This is a genomic window from Halomonas sp. AOP7-E1-9 (assembly GCF_052376035.1).
Lineage (GTDB): Bacteria > Pseudomonadota > Gammaproteobacteria > Pseudomonadales > Halomonadaceae > Vreelandella > Vreelandella citrativorans.
On record NZ_JBQSVC010000007.1, the window covers coordinates 23815 to 40538 of the forward strand.

The window sequence follows — 16724 nt, forward strand, 5'->3', positions numbered from 1 at the left end:
AAAATGAGACGAGTCAAAAATGATACTTAGATGGCTGTCAGATATGATTAATTTCTCATCAAATCTGACAGATCAAGTTAAGACTTACTCGTATAATTGTGTTACTCGTATAATTGATAGCAAGATACTAAGTGGTCCACTCATCAATCATGTCAGCCCAGTCCTGCAACATGGCCGCGCGCTGTTCTCGGTACTCGGCTTTATTGTAAACTGCCCTCACCCCTTTCTGTTCGTGTGCCAGGCACTTTTCTATCCAATCCGTGTTGTATCCTGCCTCATGCAGCAAAGTGCTCGCTGTTCTACGTAGGTCATGCGGCCCAAACTTACTTAGTGACTGCCCATCCTTCTGCGCAGCCTTGTACGTTAAAGCCAATACACGATTCATTGTCGCACTGCTCATTGGGGCATCGGAGTCATAACGGGAAGGAAGAATATAATCAGACCCACCGGCAAATGTCTTCAAGGCAATAAGAATGTCCATCGCCTGGCGTGACAAAAACACCAAGTGAGGCTTTCGCCGTTTCATTCTTTCTTTCGGAATCGTCCACAGCGCTTCGCTAAAGTTAATTTCACTCCAAGTCGCATTGGTTAATTCGCTTTTGCGCACCATAGTTAGCAATAGCAATTTTACCGCAGCACGAATCGAAGGCGTGGTTCCAACTTTTTCCATATAACGATACATCAAACCGATTTCAGCCGGTGTTAACGTTCGGTCTCTTGGCTCAAATCGAGCGATACTTGCGGGCCTCACCAAGTCTGCCGGGTTCTCAACTTTCTGGCCCCGTTCAATTGCCCACCGATACACCTGAAGTACAATATCACGCGTGTGTACAGCCGTTGCGGGCGCACCACGCTCTACTATCGAGTCAGTCAGTGCTCGCAGATCTTCATGGGTAATTTCTGTGAGCTTCCAGTTACCAAATTTATCTTTGAGCTCTCGGGCATAGACTGAGCGACGCATATCCCGGGTAGAATCAGCCATCTGATAACCTCGTAGCCATTTTATAGCCCAAGCACCAAAGGTTTCAGTATCTTTCGTTCTCGCCTTCGCACGGGCTTTCTCTTTGGCCGGTGACTTTCCATCAGTAACCATTCTCTTCGCTTCATTGAGACGCTCACGTGCTTCTGCTAACGTGATGCCTCCTATTCCATAGCGGCCAAAGGTAATGGTTTCTTGTCTGCCATTGATCGAGTAATTGTAGCGAAAGGAGATAGACCCCGCTTTGGTGACAGCAACATAGAGGCCATCACGATCATTGACTTTGTAAAGTTTATCTTTGGGTTTGAGATTGCGTAGCTTGGTATCAGTCAGCATGTTTCGACCTATTATTCTTGTTTGATACCATGCTGAAACACCCCTAAAAAACTAGACGTTAATCTTTATAAAACAAATAGATATAAAAAATTAATACCATGCCCCATCAAAAACACTCAGCATGGTATCGGGCGTAATCCATGGCATTACCAATGAATCATACCCATCAAAATACCACGGTCAAACCGTGCTTGGCGTTGCCAGACATTGCCAAAATTGACTAAGCTAAAAACAAAAAAAGTCCGCAATTACGCGGACTTAAGGTTGATTTAGTGCCTGTTAATGCCAGACCTTTCTTAAAGGAGGATTATTCCCACTCAATAGTAGCAGGCGGCTTACTACTCACATCATAAGTCACCCGCGACACCCCACCCAACTCATTGATAATCCGGTTGGACACCTTCTCCAACAACTCATACGGCAGGTGCGCCCAGCGGGCGGTCATGAAGTCGATGGTTTCTACTGCGCGAATGGCGATAACCCACTCGTAGCGGCGGCCGTCGCCTACTACGCCGACGGATTTAACCGGCAGGAAGACGGCGAATGCCTGGCTGGTTTTTTCGTACCAGCCGGAGGCGCGCAGCTCTTCGATGAAGATGGCGTCGGCTTCGCGGAGGATGTCGGCGTACTCTTTCTTCACTTCACCCAGAATACGCACGCCCAGGCCCGGCCCAGGGAAGGGGTGGCGGTAAACCATGTCGTAGGGCAGGCCGAGTTCCAGGCCAAGCTTGCGCACTTCGTCTTTGAACAGTTCGCGCAGCGGTTCAACCAGCTTGAGCTTCATGGTTTCTGGCAGGCCACCCACGTTGTGGTGGGATTTGATGACGTGCGCCTTGCCGGTTTTGGAGGCGGCGGATTCGATTACGTCCGGGTAGATAGTGCCCTGGGCCAGGAACTCGACGCCTTCAATCTTGCTGGCTTCTTCATCGAACACGTCGATGAAGGTGTTGCCGATGATTTTGCGCTTGGCTTCCGGGTCTTTCTCGCCTGCAAGCTTGCCCAGGAATAGGTCTTCGGCGTCTACACGGATAACCTTGACGCCCATGTGCTTGGCGAAGGTTTCCATGACCTGGTCGCCTTCCGCTTTACGTAGCAGGCCGTTATCTACGAATACGCAGGTCAGCTGGTCGCCAATCGCTTTGTGTAACAGCGCGGCGACTACGGAAGAGTCTACACCGCCGGAAAGGCCGAGCAGTACGTGGCGGTCGCCTACCTGCTCGCGTACGCGCTGTACCTGGTCTTCGATGATTTGGGCAGGCGTCCAGCGTTTTTCAGCTTTACAGATATCCAGCACGAAGTGCTCAAGAATCCGCTGACCTTGCAGGGTGTGGGTGACTTCCGGGTGGAACTGTACGCCGTAGAACTGCTTCTCTTCCCAGACCATGGCGGCAATTGGGCAGCTGGGTGTGGAAGCGGTAATGGTGAACTCGGCAGGCGCTTGGGCGACCTTGTCGCCGTGGCTCATCCACACATCCAGCAGGGCTTTGCCGGTTTCGGTGTCTACGTGATCTTTGATGTCTTTGAACAGCGCGTTTTCAGCGTCAATGCGGATTTGCGCATAGCCAAACTCGCTCTTGTTGGAGCCTTCCACCTTACCGCCCAACTGCTCGGCCATGGTCTGCATGCCGTAGCAAACGCCAAACACAGGCAGGCCCATTTCGAACACGCACTGCGGCGCACGCGGGGAATCCAGCTCGGTCACGGACTCGGGGCCGCCGGCCAGGATGATGCCGTTAGGGTTGTACTCGCGGATCTCTTCTTCGGTGATATCGAAGGCGCGAACCTCAGAAAATACGCCAATTTCGCGTACCCGGCGGGCGATCAACTGGGTGTACTGCGAGCCGAAGTCGAGAATCAGGATTTTGTGGGCGTGGATATCATTCATGGCGGTATCTCGAGTAAGCAGTGGAGGTGCTGCTGGTAAGGCCGAAAAGCAAGCGGCGGAGCAATGCCCGCCGCCGTGTTACTTAAAGCGCTGGTTAGCTCACCCGGTAGTTGGGAGCTTCTTTGGTGATCTGCACGTCGTGAACGTGGGATTCGTTAAAACCAGCACCGGTAATCTGGACAAATTCCGGCTTGGTGCGCATTTCCTGAATATCGCGGCAGCCGGTGTAGCCCATGGAGGCGCGCAGCCCGCCCATCATCTGGTGAACAATGGCGCTCATCATGCCTTTATACGGTACGCGGCCTTCGATGCCTTCGGGCACCAGCTTCTCGGCACCAGCGTCCTTATCCTGGAAGTAGCGGTCGGCGCTGCCCTGGTTCTGGGCCATGGCGCCCATGGAGCCCATGCCACGGTAGGCTTTATAAGTACGCCCCTGGAACAGCTCGACTTCGCCCGGCGCTTCTTCGGTACCGGCCAGCAGGCCACCAACCATCACCGCGCTTGCGCCAGCGGCAATTGCCTTGGCCAGGTCGCCAGAGAAGCGTACGCCACCGTCGGCAATCAACGGAATGTCATACTCTTTAAGTGCGGCGGCCACGTTGGAAACGGCGGTGATTTGCGGCACGCCCACACCGGCCACAATGCGCGTGGTGCAGATGGAGCCCGGGCCGATGCCCACTTTCACACCATCAGCACCCGCCTCGGCCAATGCTTTGGCAGCGGCGCCGGTGGCAATGTTGCCGCCGATGACCTGAATGTCCGGGTAGTGCTCTTTGATCCAGCTAACGCGGTCAATAACGCCCTGGGAATGGCCGTGAGCGGTATCGACAATGATCACGTCAACGCCTGCTTCCGCCAGTGCGATAACACGGTCCGGGGTTTCTGGGCCGGTGCCTACGGCGGCGCCTACTAACAGGCGGCCATCGCTGTCTTTAGCGGCCATCGGGTAGGTGCGGGCTTTTTCGATATCCTGGAAGGTAACCAGGCCACGCAGGTGGAAGGCGTCATCGACAATCAGCATTTTCTCAATGCGGTGTTCGCGCATCTTGGCTTTGCTGGCTTCAAGGTCAGTGCCTTCCTTAACGGTAACCAGCCGATCACGCGGGGTCATGATATCGGCCACGCTGTCGCCTACATTCGGCTGGAAGCGCATGTCACGCTCGGTCACGATACCTACCAGCGTTTCGCCTTCCACCACCGGGAAGCCGGAGAAGCCGTTCTCTTTCGCCATAGCGAGAAGGTCTTCAAGCTTGGCCTTGGGGCTAACGGTGACCGGGTCTTTAACAATGACGCTTTCGTGCTTTTTGACCTTGCGCACTTCCGTGGCCTGCTGGGCCATGGTCATGTTCTTGTGAATGATGCCGATGCCGCCTTCCTGAGCCATCGCAATCGCCAGACGCGCTTCGGTCACGGTGTCCATCGCAGCAGAAACGAGCGGGATATTAAGCGAGAGATTACGGGTCAGGCGAGTTTTGAGACTGACATCCTTGGGGAGGATATCGGAGAAGCCAGGAACGAGAAGTACGTCATCGAACGTAAGCGCTTCTTGGGCCATACGTAGCATAGCGGCAACACCCAATTTGATGTGGGAAGAAGGGGCGTGAAAAGTTAATCCCCCATTATAGCGTTTTGAGGGGTTCCCCAGCAATGCTACTGCCCCTATTCAACGTCACTACTCCTGCTTGGCTCACTGCTAGCGCATACTCTGTGACGGCTATTACCCTGCAGTTAATGTTAACCTATACGTCATTTAGCTCTATAGAAATGTCGGGTGGCGACAATGGATGAGACGTTAATTTCAGACTCACAGCTGATTATGTTGGCGGGTGATGCGGCTTTTTCCCGAGGGGTTCAATATTACCAACAGGGCATGGTGATCCATTGGGATAAAAGCGGTTCCACCATTAGCGCTGACGTCGAGGGCAGCGAGCTTTACCATGTGACATTGACGTTAACCAAGCAAGGTTTGAGCGGAGGTTGTAATTGCCCTGCCTCCGAAGGCATTGATTTCTGCAAGCACTGCGTGGCCGTTGCGCTAGCGTTCCGCGCAGAGCAAGCCAAGCAAGCACAACGGGTAGAAGGCGACACTTCAGATCGCATTCACGCTTACGTTGAGTCGTTAGACAAACCCTCGCTGGTCGAGGCTCTGTTATCGCTTATTGAAAATGACCCTGTGCTGTACCAACAGTGGTCGTTGAAGGCGGATGCAGCACTTGGCGTGCTGGATCATAAAGCGCTGAAAAAACGCATCACCGCTGCGTTTCCCATCAATCGTGGGTTGTTCCGCTATTCTCAAGTGAGCCACTATTTCAGTAAGGCAGAAGCCGTTCTTGAACAGTTGGCCGAACAAGTGCCGCAACTCCCCTCAGTAAAAAGCCTGGCACTGGTGGACTACGCACTCGCGCGCATGGATAAAGCGCTGGAAACCATTGATGACTCCGGCGGCTTCCGTTTCCACTGCGAACACCTCTTGCACACCTTGCATATTAAGACCGTAAAGCGGCTCGATTGGCCTGCCGACAAACTAGCAGACTACCTCTATGAAAAATCATTTGGCGGGGAAGAGGATCGCTACCCACCCATTCCTGATGCCTATTTGGATGTGCTGAACCAAGCGAGCCAAAATGCCTATCATGAGCGCCTGCAACAAGCCCTGGATGAACTGCCGAACCAAACAGCCACCATGGAATGGGATGATCGCTACCGATTGACTCGCCTGCGCGAGCCGTTACTCAAACGTGCGCAAGCCGCCGGTGACCTGCCCGCAATACTGGCGCTGTATCAGAAAACCATCAGCGATGAGAAGGACTGCCTAGAGGCTGCTGAGCTGTGTATAGCGTATGAAGCCTGGGACCAAGTGGCAGCGTGGCTAACGTATGCTGCTGAGTGCGAGGCAAAAAACAACCATCGCTGGCGGCTTGAACGCAACCGGCTTGAGATACGCCTAAAGCTGCATCGCGGCGAAGCAGACGCGGCGGCAGAGCAACAGTGGGGGATCTATCAGCATACCCAGCAGTTGGAAGATTACCGGCAGCTAGTAACGCTAATAGAAGCACATCAGCTAGCCACCGATTATCGCCAACAGGCCTGTGACTGGTTATTAAAATGCATCACCCAACCGTCGGAGAAGATGCCTTTCTACCAAGTACAACGGGCAAAAGACAGCTTATTGGAAATTTACTTGCACGAGGATCGTTTGGACGATGCCCAAGCATTGTGCGCTGAGCATAAAGTATCAGCGCACTTGCTGTACCAATTAGCCAAAGCCCTGCCCTCTCCCGATGCCCAGATACCGCTCTACCTGCGGCTGGTACGGCTATATATAGAACAAACCAATAATCAGGGCTATCGCCAAGGCATCGCATTACTGAAAGAGCTACAAAAGAGCTTGGAAACGCCAGCTCAATACACTGCTTTTGCGCACATGCTGGCGCAGCTACATAGCGAATTTAAAGCCAAGCGGAACTTTATTAAGTGGTTGAATGAAGCCTTTCCAGACATCCTCAAATAAGAGGTAGCCGTCAGCCAACTCAACCAGCGCGCCAAACAGACCCTTGAGCGAATAATATGGCTACAAGGTGTATCATGCTGTTTATTATTAATAAAAGGTAATAACAATGGCAGACCAACCCAAGCAGCTCTACTACAGCAATCCGGATAACATCACGGGGGCACGTGTTTCGCGCGATATGATGGTGATATTATGCAGTGCGTTGGGGGAAGCGCTTGACGATCCAGATACGCGTCATTTCATTCGCAATACACGTATTCCCAATGAGCGGGAACTCTACGGTACCTTTATCAAGGCGCTGCTCAGTGATGGCTTTAATAGCCAGATCGGCCACATTGCCACTGAAGTACAGGTATCTCGTCAGACAGATGACGCCAGCGGCAAAGGCCGAGTGGATATCATTTTCGACTATCGCAGCACCAGTTTCCTCGTCGAACTGAAAGTCATTCGTGCTTCTGTGAATGGTCGTCAACCTGGTGAAGAGTACACAACAACTACACAGCGACTCGTTCGCCCGTGGCAAAAAGCCGTCAATCAGCTCATCGAGCTTGATGAAACAAGCCTGGGAAAAGCACTAAAGAAGAAGGTTATCAAGCTCCCTATCGCCCTCTACCTGCATGTAGATAACAGACAGAAGGGCAACATGGAGCAATGGGAAGCACTCAGCGCTGCAACACACGAAAGGATCGTATCTCAGCTAGATACCGACGTGGATAGTGATGACCCCGCGAGCCACCACTTCAGCTACTTCCAGCCACTGACAGACCCAGTGACCACATCACGCCGAAGAGGCTGTCTCGTTGAAGGAACGCCAGACGTAAGGCTTTACGGCTTTTCTATTATTGCGGCATGCCAGTAACAATAACCGAATAATACAGGCTACTCCCTATGTGCCTCGCTCCAATACTGGATCGAGGCATTCGAGACGATGCCCTGCTCGGTACCAATGTGTATGACGGCTTGCTGAAGAGCCAGCGCCAGATCGCACTGGTGGCAAAGTGCCAAAGAACGAATCATCCGCGAGATGCGCAGGTGATTATGCCCACCCGCTTTGAGCCATACATGATCACGGATATTGAGGCTCGGTTGGGCGGTAATGGTGAGCCCGTCCCGCACTAAACCCAAAAAACGTAACATCACATCCAACGACACGCGCTGCTGCTCGCGTAACGCACTCTCGTCGTGAAATACTTCACGCTCGACATCAGTCAGTCGCGGGGCAAAAGCGTTAAAACGACCAGCTTCAGGAATGGGAAAAAGCCATTGAATATAATCATGGGTGTGCTCCAACCAAAAGTGCGACAAAGCCCAAATGGCATTGATATAGCGCCCTTTATGATCTGGTGCCTCGCTACGGTAAAAAGCGATCAGCGGTGTAAGCTGGTGACTCATAGCATTTCCTCGTGATTCCCTCGGTAATACAATGATACCTTGAAGTAGCGACACCACTTTACTCGACTAGCCGTCAAGATTCCTGGGTTCCCTAAAGCAAGGGATAGCAATGAACGCACCAACGCCCACTGCACTCTCCGTCAGCCAACTCAACCAGCGCGCCAAGCAAACCCTTGAACGCGATGTGGGCGAGGTGTGGGTGGAAGGCGAGCTTTCTAACGTTTCGCGCCCGGCGTCCGGGCATATCTACTTCACGCTTAAAGATGACCGCGCCCAGGTGCGCTGCGCGCTGTTTCGTCAGCGGGCGCGTTTTGTATCGGCGCCGATGCGCGATGGTGACCAGGTAAAACTGCGCGGGCAAGTGTCGCTGTTTGAACCGCGCGGTGACTACCAGCTGATTGCCGAAGCCGTGCAGGCGGCCGGGCTGGGCGAGCTGCTGGCCGCCTTTGAGCGCCTCAAAGCCCAGCTGGATGCCGAGGGCGTGTTTGCCAATACGCGCCCCCTGCCCTTTCCGCCACGCAAAATTCTGATTTTAAGCTCAGCTACCGGCGCGGCCATTCGTGATGTGCTGGCCGTTTTAGCGGCGCGCTGGCCCTTGGCAGATGTGACGCTGATTCCAGTGCCCGTACAGGGCGAGGAAGCCGCCCCCGCGATGATCGCAGCACTTGGGCTACTCAACCGCCAGGCACGGTTGGACCCTGAGCGCGATGTGGTGTTAATCACACGGGGCGGCGGCAGCCTGGAAGATTTGTGGGCGTTTAATAACGAGCACCTGGCACGGGCGATTTTTCATTCACGCCTGCCGGTGATGTCGGCGGTGGGCCATGAAGTGGATGTCACGCTTGCCGATTTTGCCGCCGATGTTCGCGCCCCGACCCCTTCCGCTGCCGCCGAGCGCCTGGTGCCGGACCAACACGCCTTGAAGCGCCAGTTAGTGGATCAGCAACACCGCCTTCACCGCGCCATGCAGCGCCGGTTGGAGCGCGATAGCCAGCAGCTGGATAGCCTGCGCGCACGGCTTCGCCATCCCGGCGAGCAGCTAAACCGCCAGCGCCAGCACGTGGCGACCCTTGCCCAGCGTTTAAATCGCGCTATGCAGCAAACGCTTACTCAGCAGCAGGCAAGCGTAACGCAGCTGGGCAAGCGCTTGGCGAGCCAGGACATGGCGCGCCTGCACCGTGCAGAAAGCGAACGGGTGGGCCAATTGCACCGCCGTATGGAAAACGCCATGCAGCGCCAGCTTCAACGTCAGCAGGCGCGTTTAACCAGCGCCGCACGGGAGCTTAATGCGATTAGCCCACTGGCCGTACTGGGCCGGGGCTACGCCATTGCTCAGGATGAAAAGGGCCAGGTCGTGCGCCGCGCCGAGGAGACCAAACCCGGCCAGAAGCTCTCGCTGCGCCTGGGTGAAGGCAGGTTGAATGTCGAGGTAAAGCGGCGGTTTAAGTAAGCAGATCAACCTTCGCTGGTTACGCTGAAGGTGGCGTTAGCGAAAACAGGCCTGGGTTCAACCGCGCCTCTTCTTGAATACCCTCATCAATCGGCGTGTCGTAAGTTTTGAGCAAATACCCCAGCACCGAATAGAAGCCGACCATGGCCATCAGGTCGATCACGGCTTCACGCCCAATCGCCTCGGCCAATGTTTCTTCCTGATCGCTTGCCAGCATACGCTTGTCGAGTAGCGCATCTACCGCGTTAACAATCAGGCCATCAACGCCGTTAATTGATTCAGGCACGCCACGAATAGCATTTATCCTCGCATCAGAAAATCCTAGCGCCAGCGCACGACTGACATGGTGGGCCCACTCATAGGCCGACCCCAGGCGAAAACCGGCACGTAGAATCACCACCTCGGTTAACTCGGGGCCCAAGGCATTGTCCTTCACCACGTGCTGCCGCAACGGCGCCCAGGCGTTTAGCAGGGTCGGATGGTGTGCCATGGTGCGGTAGACGTTCATCGCGCCTGCAAAACCTTCACGTAACTCTGTAAACGCTTCTGGCCAATCGGCGTCGCTCATCGGCGGGCAGGGGGACTGCTTCATGGTGTATTTCCTCTTGTATTATTTGGCTCTCGCGCCCGTTATTCGGCTATTGCGGCGTCAATCGCTTGGGTAATCCGCTCAATGAGGAGATCAATCTCGTCTGCATTAATCGTATACGGCGGCGCGAGCAGCACGTGATCGCCATACACGCCATCAATGGTACCGCCCATGGGATAGCTGATCAGGCCCCGTGCCATGGCCTGGCGCTTGATCCTGGCGTGGATTTTTCGAGCGGAATCAAACGGTGTCTTTAGCTCGCGGTCGGCCACCAGCTCAATGCCTCGAAACAATCCCCTACCCCGAATATCACCTACGTAAGGTGACGCACCCAGCGCCGCTTCAAGGCCGCTTTGCAAGCGCGCGCCCATGGCGTTTACATTCGCCAGTGTTTCAGGCCGTGCGATGATCTCGACAACCTTGTTCGCCGCAGCCGCCGCGACCGGGTGACCAAGATACGTATGCCCATGTTGAAAAAGGCCGGAGCCGTTGGCGAAGCTCTCATAAATAGCGGATGACAAGAGCACGGCCCCAATCGGCTGATAGCCGCCGCCCAGGCCTTTGGCCACGGTGAGAATATCCGGCGTGATGCCGTCCTGCTCGCAGGCGAACAGAGTGCCCGTGCGCCCCATGCCGCACATGACTTCATCAAGAATCAGCAGGATGCCATGTTGATCGCAGATTTTACGCACTCGCTTGAAGTAATCGGCCTCAGCGGCCACCGCGCCAAGGGTCGCCCCCACCACCGGTTCGGCCACAAACGCCATGACGCTTTCAGGGCCCAGCTCAAGAATCTTGGCCTCAAGCTCATCGGCAAGCCTGGCGGCGTACGCCTCAAAAGATTCGTCGCTTGCCTTGTCACGGTAGGCGTAGCAGGGTGAAACATGGTGCGTTTGAGGCAAAAGCGGCTGAAACTGCTGCCTACGCATGGCGTTGCCGCCAGTGGCAAGCGCGCCCAGGGTATTGCCGTGATAGCTCTGGCGCCGGGCAATAATATGCCGCCGCTCTGGCCTGCCGGTTTCAACAAAATACTGGCGGGCCATTTTTAACGCGGCCTCTACCGCCTCTGAACCACCGGATACCAGATAGACATAATCCAGCCCGTCTGGCGCCAGGTTCACCAGCTGCTCAGCCAGTTCCTCGGCAGCATCCGTGGTGAAAAATCCGGTATGGGCGTAGCAGAGGTTATCAATCTGGGCGCGCATGGCCTCCAGCACTTCCGGATGGCCGTGCCCCACACTCGTCACCGCCGCCCCACCCGAACCATCCAGGTAGCGGCGGCCTTCGGTATCAGTGATATAAACGCCCTGCGCTGACGCCGCATGCGGTAACGCCTGACCAATACTGCGGTGAAGAATACGCGTCATAGCCCTTTCCTCTTCAGATGACCATCAACCACCCTATTTAGAACAAGAGTGACACGACCGAGGGCGCCAATGCAACATACAAATCTTTAATTGAAAAATTAAAACAATTGGATCATTGTTTTATCGAAAAGCGCCCTTACCCTCGTGCGCAATCATCTAAAGCCCTTGGGCGTATTCAAGAGGCAGCTCTGCTATGTCAAAAAGCCCTATATCAAAAAGCTCTGCGTCAAAAAGTCCTGTATCCCAGAGTGATCCGTTAAGAGAGCAGATCATTGCACAGTTCGATGGCATGTCAGCACAGCTGCAACAGGCCGCGCGCTACCTACTTGAGCATCCGGAAGAAGTGGCCTTGGTGTCCATGCGCGAATTGGCGCGCTTGGCGGCGGTTCAACCGGCGACCATGACGCGGCTTGCCAAGGTGCTGGGCTTTCAGGGCTATAACGAAATTCGCGCCCACTATGCACAAACAGTGCGTCAGCGAAGCGATGGCTTTGCGGCCAAGGTGCGCCAACGTGATGGTCAGGCGGTAAGCGCGCCAGGCAGTGATATTGCGCATCACATGCTGCACGGGTTAAGCACCCAGATAGCCGCGCTTTGCGAGCCTGAGCCACTGCAGCGCTTGACCGCCATGGCCGAAAGGCTCGCGGCAGCCAAAAAAATCTATGTGCTGGGGTTACGTTCAAGCCATGCGGTGGCCTGGCATTTTCATTACGTTATGTCGCTATTGGGCGAGCGCTCGGTACATCTTGATGGGCCTGCTGGCACGGGGGGCGATGCCCTGATTCGTGCAAAACCGGATGAGGTGCTGCTGGCCATATCCATCAACCCCTACGCGCGCGATACGCTAATGCTTGCGCAGTTAGCAAAAGATAAAGGCCTAGCGGTTCTCTCGATCACCGATAGCGAGGTATCACCGCTGGTGAGTATTTCCGAGCATACGGTTTCCTGCACCACTGAGAGCTACAGCTTCTTTCATACTCTGGCCCCTGCGCTGGCCGTTTCGGAAGTGCTCTGCACACTGCTGGCCGAGCGTGACCGCCCTGCCACGCTAGAAGCGCTGCAGGACGCCGATGACCATCTTGCGCATCTTAATACCTACTCGAATGCGCTCCCCCGGCGAGAGTGAACGCTACCGCTTTGGCTGGCTTCGGGCGCAAAAAGCATTAATGCTGCCCATAAAAAAGTGCCCAGCCAAGGCCGGGCACTGCGCGACAAGATAAGAGCGTCTGCTTGCCTGATTAACGCCTGGGCGGCGTCAAGGTGTCGTTGCCTTGCGTATTACCGGAGGGCGTACTGGAGCCTGCAAGGCCGGGTTCGGTGACTCCCTTGGCCGTATTCGGCGTGGCGCCCGTGGTGCTTGCGCTAATGCTTGAAGCTGAGCCATGACCTGTGGGGCTACTGCTTGATGGCGTGCCCGGCGTTGCATAAGACGCTGAAGGCTGGCCGGACGTCGAATGCGTGTGGTCAGAATGCGCATCTTCTTTCATGTGCTCGGCTTTCTCATGAATCTTTTGCTGGGCTTTATCCACCTGCTCGTGGCCCGCTTCGGATGCCTTGTGCAAGGCGCGGTCGCGGTATTCGCCCATGTATTCATCCTCTTTACGCGTCGTGGGGAACAGCCCCGCTAACGCAGCACCCAGCGCAAACCCTAGCGCACCGACCACCAGCGGATGCTCCTGAATAAACTCAGAGGATTGACTGCCCGCGTGGCGAGCGCGATCCGACATGTTGTGCAGGTGATCCCGCGTGCCGTGCTGAAGGTGGGATGTGGTGTCTCGCATACTGCCTCCCATGTGCTGTGCCTTTTCGCCAAGATGATGTGCTTTGTCGCCAAGGTGGTGAGCGGTATCTCTGGCCTTTTGGCTAATATGATGAGCCTTGTCTTTCGCGCCCTCTTTCATGCTGCTCATACGGCCTTTGCTACTGCCATGCTGTGCTGGATTACCGGCAACGTAGCCTGGCGTACCGCTATAGATAGGCGTTCCATCATCGGTATGCGTGCCTTCATGAACCGGCACTCCCGGCGAGCCGCTCACCGCATGTTCATCTGCATAGCGGTGCGAAGATGCATGCTGATGGCGCCGTTCATGGTTCGGGTGACGCTGGGAAAGCATCAACCAACCAAGACCGGCAGTGGTCATCAAAAACGGTAGCGGGTGCTGCTTGATTGTTGCGCCCAGGTTGGATGCAAACTCGTTAGCACCGCCATGACGAATATAATCATAAGAGCTGTTTAACAGCTGTTGAGGAGAGAAGCGCTCCTCAATTTCATGCAGCGTGGCGTCAAGGCGTTCACGTGAGCGATGAATGTCCTTTTCAATCTCTTCAGTGCTGCGATGGTCATGGTGGTCGCGCTGGTTATGGATATCGCTGTGGCTGTCGTTATGGCTGTGATCGCTCATTTCAAATCCTCCTTGACGTTATGCCTATGCTCTTTGGCGAGCTCCCTGTCGGCCTGTAGGCTATGCAACGTGCGGTCAGGCACCAGGCTGCGCGCCTGAAGTTTGGCAAGCCCACTTTTAAGCATCACGATGCCAATTACCGATACCACCACGCCTACGATAATGGCAGAGAGCCAAGGCGTCATATCAGGAGGAAGCACCTCATTGAGCATAAAGACAAGGGCGGCAAGCAGCGTGAGAAAGCCGCCTAAAAGCACCGCGCCTGCGACCGCAATGGCCGCCAAGGTGATCATGACCTGATGCGTTTTTTCCGACACCTCTGCCTTGGCAAGCTCGGTTTCGTTGCGCACTAACGACGTTATTTCCTGCATCACCGTCGATAAAAGCGAGCCGACCGACGCGCCTTGTGGGGGCGTATTGTGATCTGAATCCATTCATAACCTCTCTTGCCCTTGATTAAGGGCCTTCAACTCAATCTTTTAAACCTGGCGACAGGTTGATCCACAGCTGGCGGCTACACAGGCCAGCTACAGCCGACCGGAGTCACCGGGCTTATTGGTTGAACCTGGCGTAGCAGTAGTGGTATCAGCCGTGCCGCCGGGCGTTGCCGTAGGCGCTGAGCGTTGCTGTGTGGGGTCCGAGGCACGCGAAGATGCCCCACCCATCACGCCACCTTCCGGGTTCTCAGGCGTAGGAGACTCATGGCTTGAATAAGCACCCGATGACGGATGAGCATAACTACCTGGGCCGTTTGAATAACGGTTTGAACCGCCAGATGAGTGCGAATGCTTGCCTGAGCTACGCAAGAAGCGTGTCACCAAAAAACCAGCCGCAATTGCCCCGCCAAAGAACAAGGCAGGCTCACGTTCGCTGAAGCTTTTCGCTTCCTGGCAGATGCTGTTTAAGTCCTTGTTGCGTAGCTTTTCTGAAAAACGATCAGCTGTATCGGCAAACTTTCTCGCCTGCTGTGAGAAGTACGGCTGATCTTGATGATCAAACTCATCAGCCATCTTACGAAAAGCGCTGGTAAATTTTTGCGATTGCTCGGTGGCGGTATCACGCTGCTGATTGTAAAAGCTTTCAGCCTGATGCTGAGCCGCTTCACCTACGTCATGTGCCGCGTCGCGCCCTTGCTGTTTGAGCGAGTCGGTATTTGAAGAACCTGGGTCAGCCTGTTTTCCATAATCATTCATTTGTTACTTCCTCCTTGTCGTTTCACGCGTTAACGTACTTGTTAACCAGCACGCACTAACAAACACTTATTAACAAGCAGTTAACAAACAGTGGCTTGAAACAAAACGAACTGAACCGCTAATCAATTAAACACACGCACTAGATAACGAGCTCACCACCCAAATAGTTGTTTAATATAAATCGGCTTTTTCACTATAGTTACCCAACACTCCCTGTCAATTTATAACCTTGGGCACACCCTTACGGCACCGCTATTTAACCAATATCAAAAAACATTTAATTAAAAGCAAAAACCAGCCTTTAACAAACATCAACCAATCCGCCTCAACCTCCCACCACTGCTACCCTCCCTCACATCCAGCAGGCATGAATAGCGGCATCCTCTCAAGCTGATGACCTTTGTTCATCAGGGTCTAAAACACCTAACCCATCCTTTAAATATCTACTTAAATAAATATCAAACCTCAGCAAACGCATCACATGGTTGATAAAAAAGATTAAAAGGACAAACAACTCATCTATACCAGCTCAAGCCTATAAAAAACCCTTCAGCCATCAACCCCGAACTTTATAACAATTCAATCTTTTATAAATCAAACACACTTGAATTGGCTCTTGATAAAACCTTGCGCTAGTGTAAGTAACGCAGAAATACGATTAGGCCACGGCTTTTCGTAGAGGAAGGATTAACGTCCCAACAAGGAGTCACTGCACATGAGCGACCAGAAACAGCCTCCTCAGCACCAGAATAAACAGCCCGGTGATGAGCACGAAATGCGTCCGGAACCTGAATTTATTCGTGATAGCTATAAAGGCACCGATAAGCTTGTTGATAAGGTAGCGATTATTACCGGCGGTGATAGCGGTATTGGGCGCGCGGTAGCGGTACATTACGCCCGTGAAGGCGCCGATAGCGTGATTGTTCACCTTAAAGAGCCTAAAGATGCCGAAGATACGCAAGCCCTGGTGGAAGCGGAAGGTCGCCGCTGCCTGGTATTACAGGGCGATGTAGCTGACCCCGCCTTTTGTCGTGACATCGTTAAAAAAACGCTGGACCACTTCGGCAAGCTTAATATTCTGGTCAACAATGCGGCCGAACAGTACGACTGGAGCGATCTGACCGAGATCCCCGACGAGCAGATAACGCGTACCTTCCAGACCAACCTGTTTAGCCATTTCTACCTTTCCAAGGCAGCGTTACCTCATCTGGAGGAAGGCGATACCATTATTGCCACCTCCTCCATTAATGCCTTTAAAGGCAACAACACACTGATCGATTACAGCGCCACTAAAGGGGCTATCCAGGGTTTAATGCGCTCGCTTGCCATGTCGCTGGTCGGTCGCGGCATTCGGGTGAACGCTGTTGCCCCAGGCCCGGTATGGACACCGCTGATCCCCGCAAGCTTTGACGATGAGAAAGTCGCCGAGTTTGGCGGGCAAGTACCCATGAATCGCGCCGGGCAACCGAGCGAAATGGGGCCTGCCTATGTGTACCTGGCAAGCGAAGAGTCTTCGTACATGACGGGGCAGACGATACACCTGAACGGTGGGGTTATTTTAAATACGTAAGCCCGGCACAGGTGTTAAAAACCAAAAGGTGTTAAAGGCCAAAAGATGCA

Annotated in this window: 14 protein-coding genes; 5 read left to right on the top strand and 9 right to left on the bottom strand. The window is 54.1% G+C overall.

Going from position 1 to position 16724, the window contains the following annotated elements; genetic code table 11:
• Positions 1-127: 127 nt before the first annotated feature.
• The 3 genes from ACT3R4_RS06060 to guaB all read right to left on the bottom strand — a co-directional run bounded on the left by ACT3R4_RS06060 (position 128) and on the right by guaB (position 4764).
• A complete protein-coding gene (locus ACT3R4_RS06060) occupies positions 128-1315 on the bottom strand; it encodes a tyrosine-type recombinase/integrase (RefSeq protein ID WP_441677996.1) in 1188 nt (395 codons plus the stop codon).
• 307 nt (positions 1316-1622) lie between these two features.
• On the bottom strand, positions 1623-3200 hold the full coding sequence (guaA, locus tag ACT3R4_RS06065) for a glutamine-hydrolyzing GMP synthase (RefSeq protein ID WP_441677998.1): 1578 nt from the start codon (positions 3198-3200) through the stop codon (positions 1623-1625).
• A gap of 94 nt (positions 3201-3294) precedes the next feature.
• A complete protein-coding gene (guaB, locus tag ACT3R4_RS06070) occupies positions 3295-4764 on the bottom strand; it encodes an IMP dehydrogenase (protein ID WP_172118172.1) in 1470 nt (489 codons plus the stop codon).
• Between the two features lie 216 nt (positions 4765-4980).
• Here guaB and ACT3R4_RS06075 point away from each other — a divergent pair, with 216 nt between their 5' ends.
• Positions 4981-6711 carry an SWIM zinc finger family protein gene (locus ACT3R4_RS06075; protein ID WP_441678000.1) on the top strand — a complete coding sequence of 577 codons (1731 nt, stop codon included), beginning with the start codon at positions 4981-4983 and terminating at the stop codon, positions 6709-6711.
• 106 nt (positions 6712-6817) lie between these two features.
• On the top strand, positions 6818-7570 hold the full coding sequence (locus ACT3R4_RS06080) for a hypothetical protein (protein WP_172118174.1): 753 nt from the start codon (positions 6818-6820) through the stop codon (positions 7568-7570).
• A gap of 20 nt (positions 7571-7590) precedes the next feature.
• Here ACT3R4_RS06080 and ACT3R4_RS06085 read toward each other — a convergent pair whose 3' ends face one another.
• Entirely contained in the window at positions 7591-8103 is a 513-nt protein-coding gene (locus ACT3R4_RS06085) for an opioid growth factor receptor-related protein (RefSeq protein WP_441678002.1), read from the bottom strand.
• 109 nt (positions 8104-8212) lie between these two features.
• Here ACT3R4_RS06085 and xseA point away from each other — a divergent pair, with 109 nt between their 5' ends.
• Positions 8213-9553 (top strand): exodeoxyribonuclease VII large subunit, encoded by a 1341-nt coding sequence (xseA, locus tag ACT3R4_RS06090; RefSeq protein WP_441678003.1) that lies wholly within the window; start codon positions 8213-8215, stop codon positions 9551-9553.
• A gap of 19 nt (positions 9554-9572) precedes the next feature.
• Here the strand turns inward: xseA and ACT3R4_RS06095 are convergent, their stop codons facing one another.
• Complete coding sequence (locus ACT3R4_RS06095) at positions 9573-10145, bottom strand: carboxymuconolactone decarboxylase family protein (RefSeq protein WP_193055367.1); 573 nt, start codon at positions 10143-10145, stop codon at positions 9573-9575.
• Positions 10146-10183: 38 nt separating this feature from the next.
• Entirely contained in the window at positions 10184-11509 is a 1326-nt protein-coding gene (locus ACT3R4_RS06100; protein WP_193055366.1) for an aspartate aminotransferase family protein, read from the bottom strand.
• A 193-nt stretch (positions 11510-11702) separates the two neighbouring features.
• Here ACT3R4_RS06100 and ACT3R4_RS06105 point away from each other — a divergent pair, with 193 nt between their 5' ends.
• Positions 11703-12635, top strand: coding sequence for a MurR/RpiR family transcriptional regulator (locus ACT3R4_RS06105; protein WP_193055365.1), 933 nt, complete (start codon positions 11703-11705; stop codon positions 12633-12635).
• Between the two features lie 112 nt (positions 12636-12747).
• On the opposite strand, the gene ACT3R4_RS06110 is transcribed toward ACT3R4_RS06105, so the two are convergent.
• From ACT3R4_RS06110 to ACT3R4_RS06120, 3 genes are all read right to left on the bottom strand, one after another.
• Entirely contained in the window at positions 12748-13911 is a 1164-nt protein-coding gene (locus ACT3R4_RS06110; RefSeq protein WP_193055364.1) for a DUF3618 domain-containing protein, read from the bottom strand.
• Positions 13908-14345, bottom strand: coding sequence for a phage holin family protein (locus ACT3R4_RS06115; RefSeq protein WP_193055363.1), 438 nt, complete (start codon positions 14343-14345; stop codon positions 13908-13910). Before ACT3R4_RS06115 ends, ACT3R4_RS06110 begins: the two co-directional genes overlap by 4 nt.
• A gap of 93 nt (positions 14346-14438) precedes the next feature.
• Complete coding sequence (locus tag ACT3R4_RS06120; protein ID WP_193055362.1) at positions 14439-15104, bottom strand: hypothetical protein; 666 nt, start codon at positions 15102-15104, stop codon at positions 14439-14441.
• 715 nt (positions 15105-15819) lie between these two features.
• Here ACT3R4_RS06120 and ACT3R4_RS06125 point away from each other — a divergent pair.
• Complete coding sequence (locus tag ACT3R4_RS06125; protein WP_193055361.1) at positions 15820-16674, top strand: SDR family oxidoreductase; 855 nt, start codon at positions 15820-15822, stop codon at positions 16672-16674.
• The last annotated feature ends 50 nt before the right edge of the window (positions 16675-16724 follow it).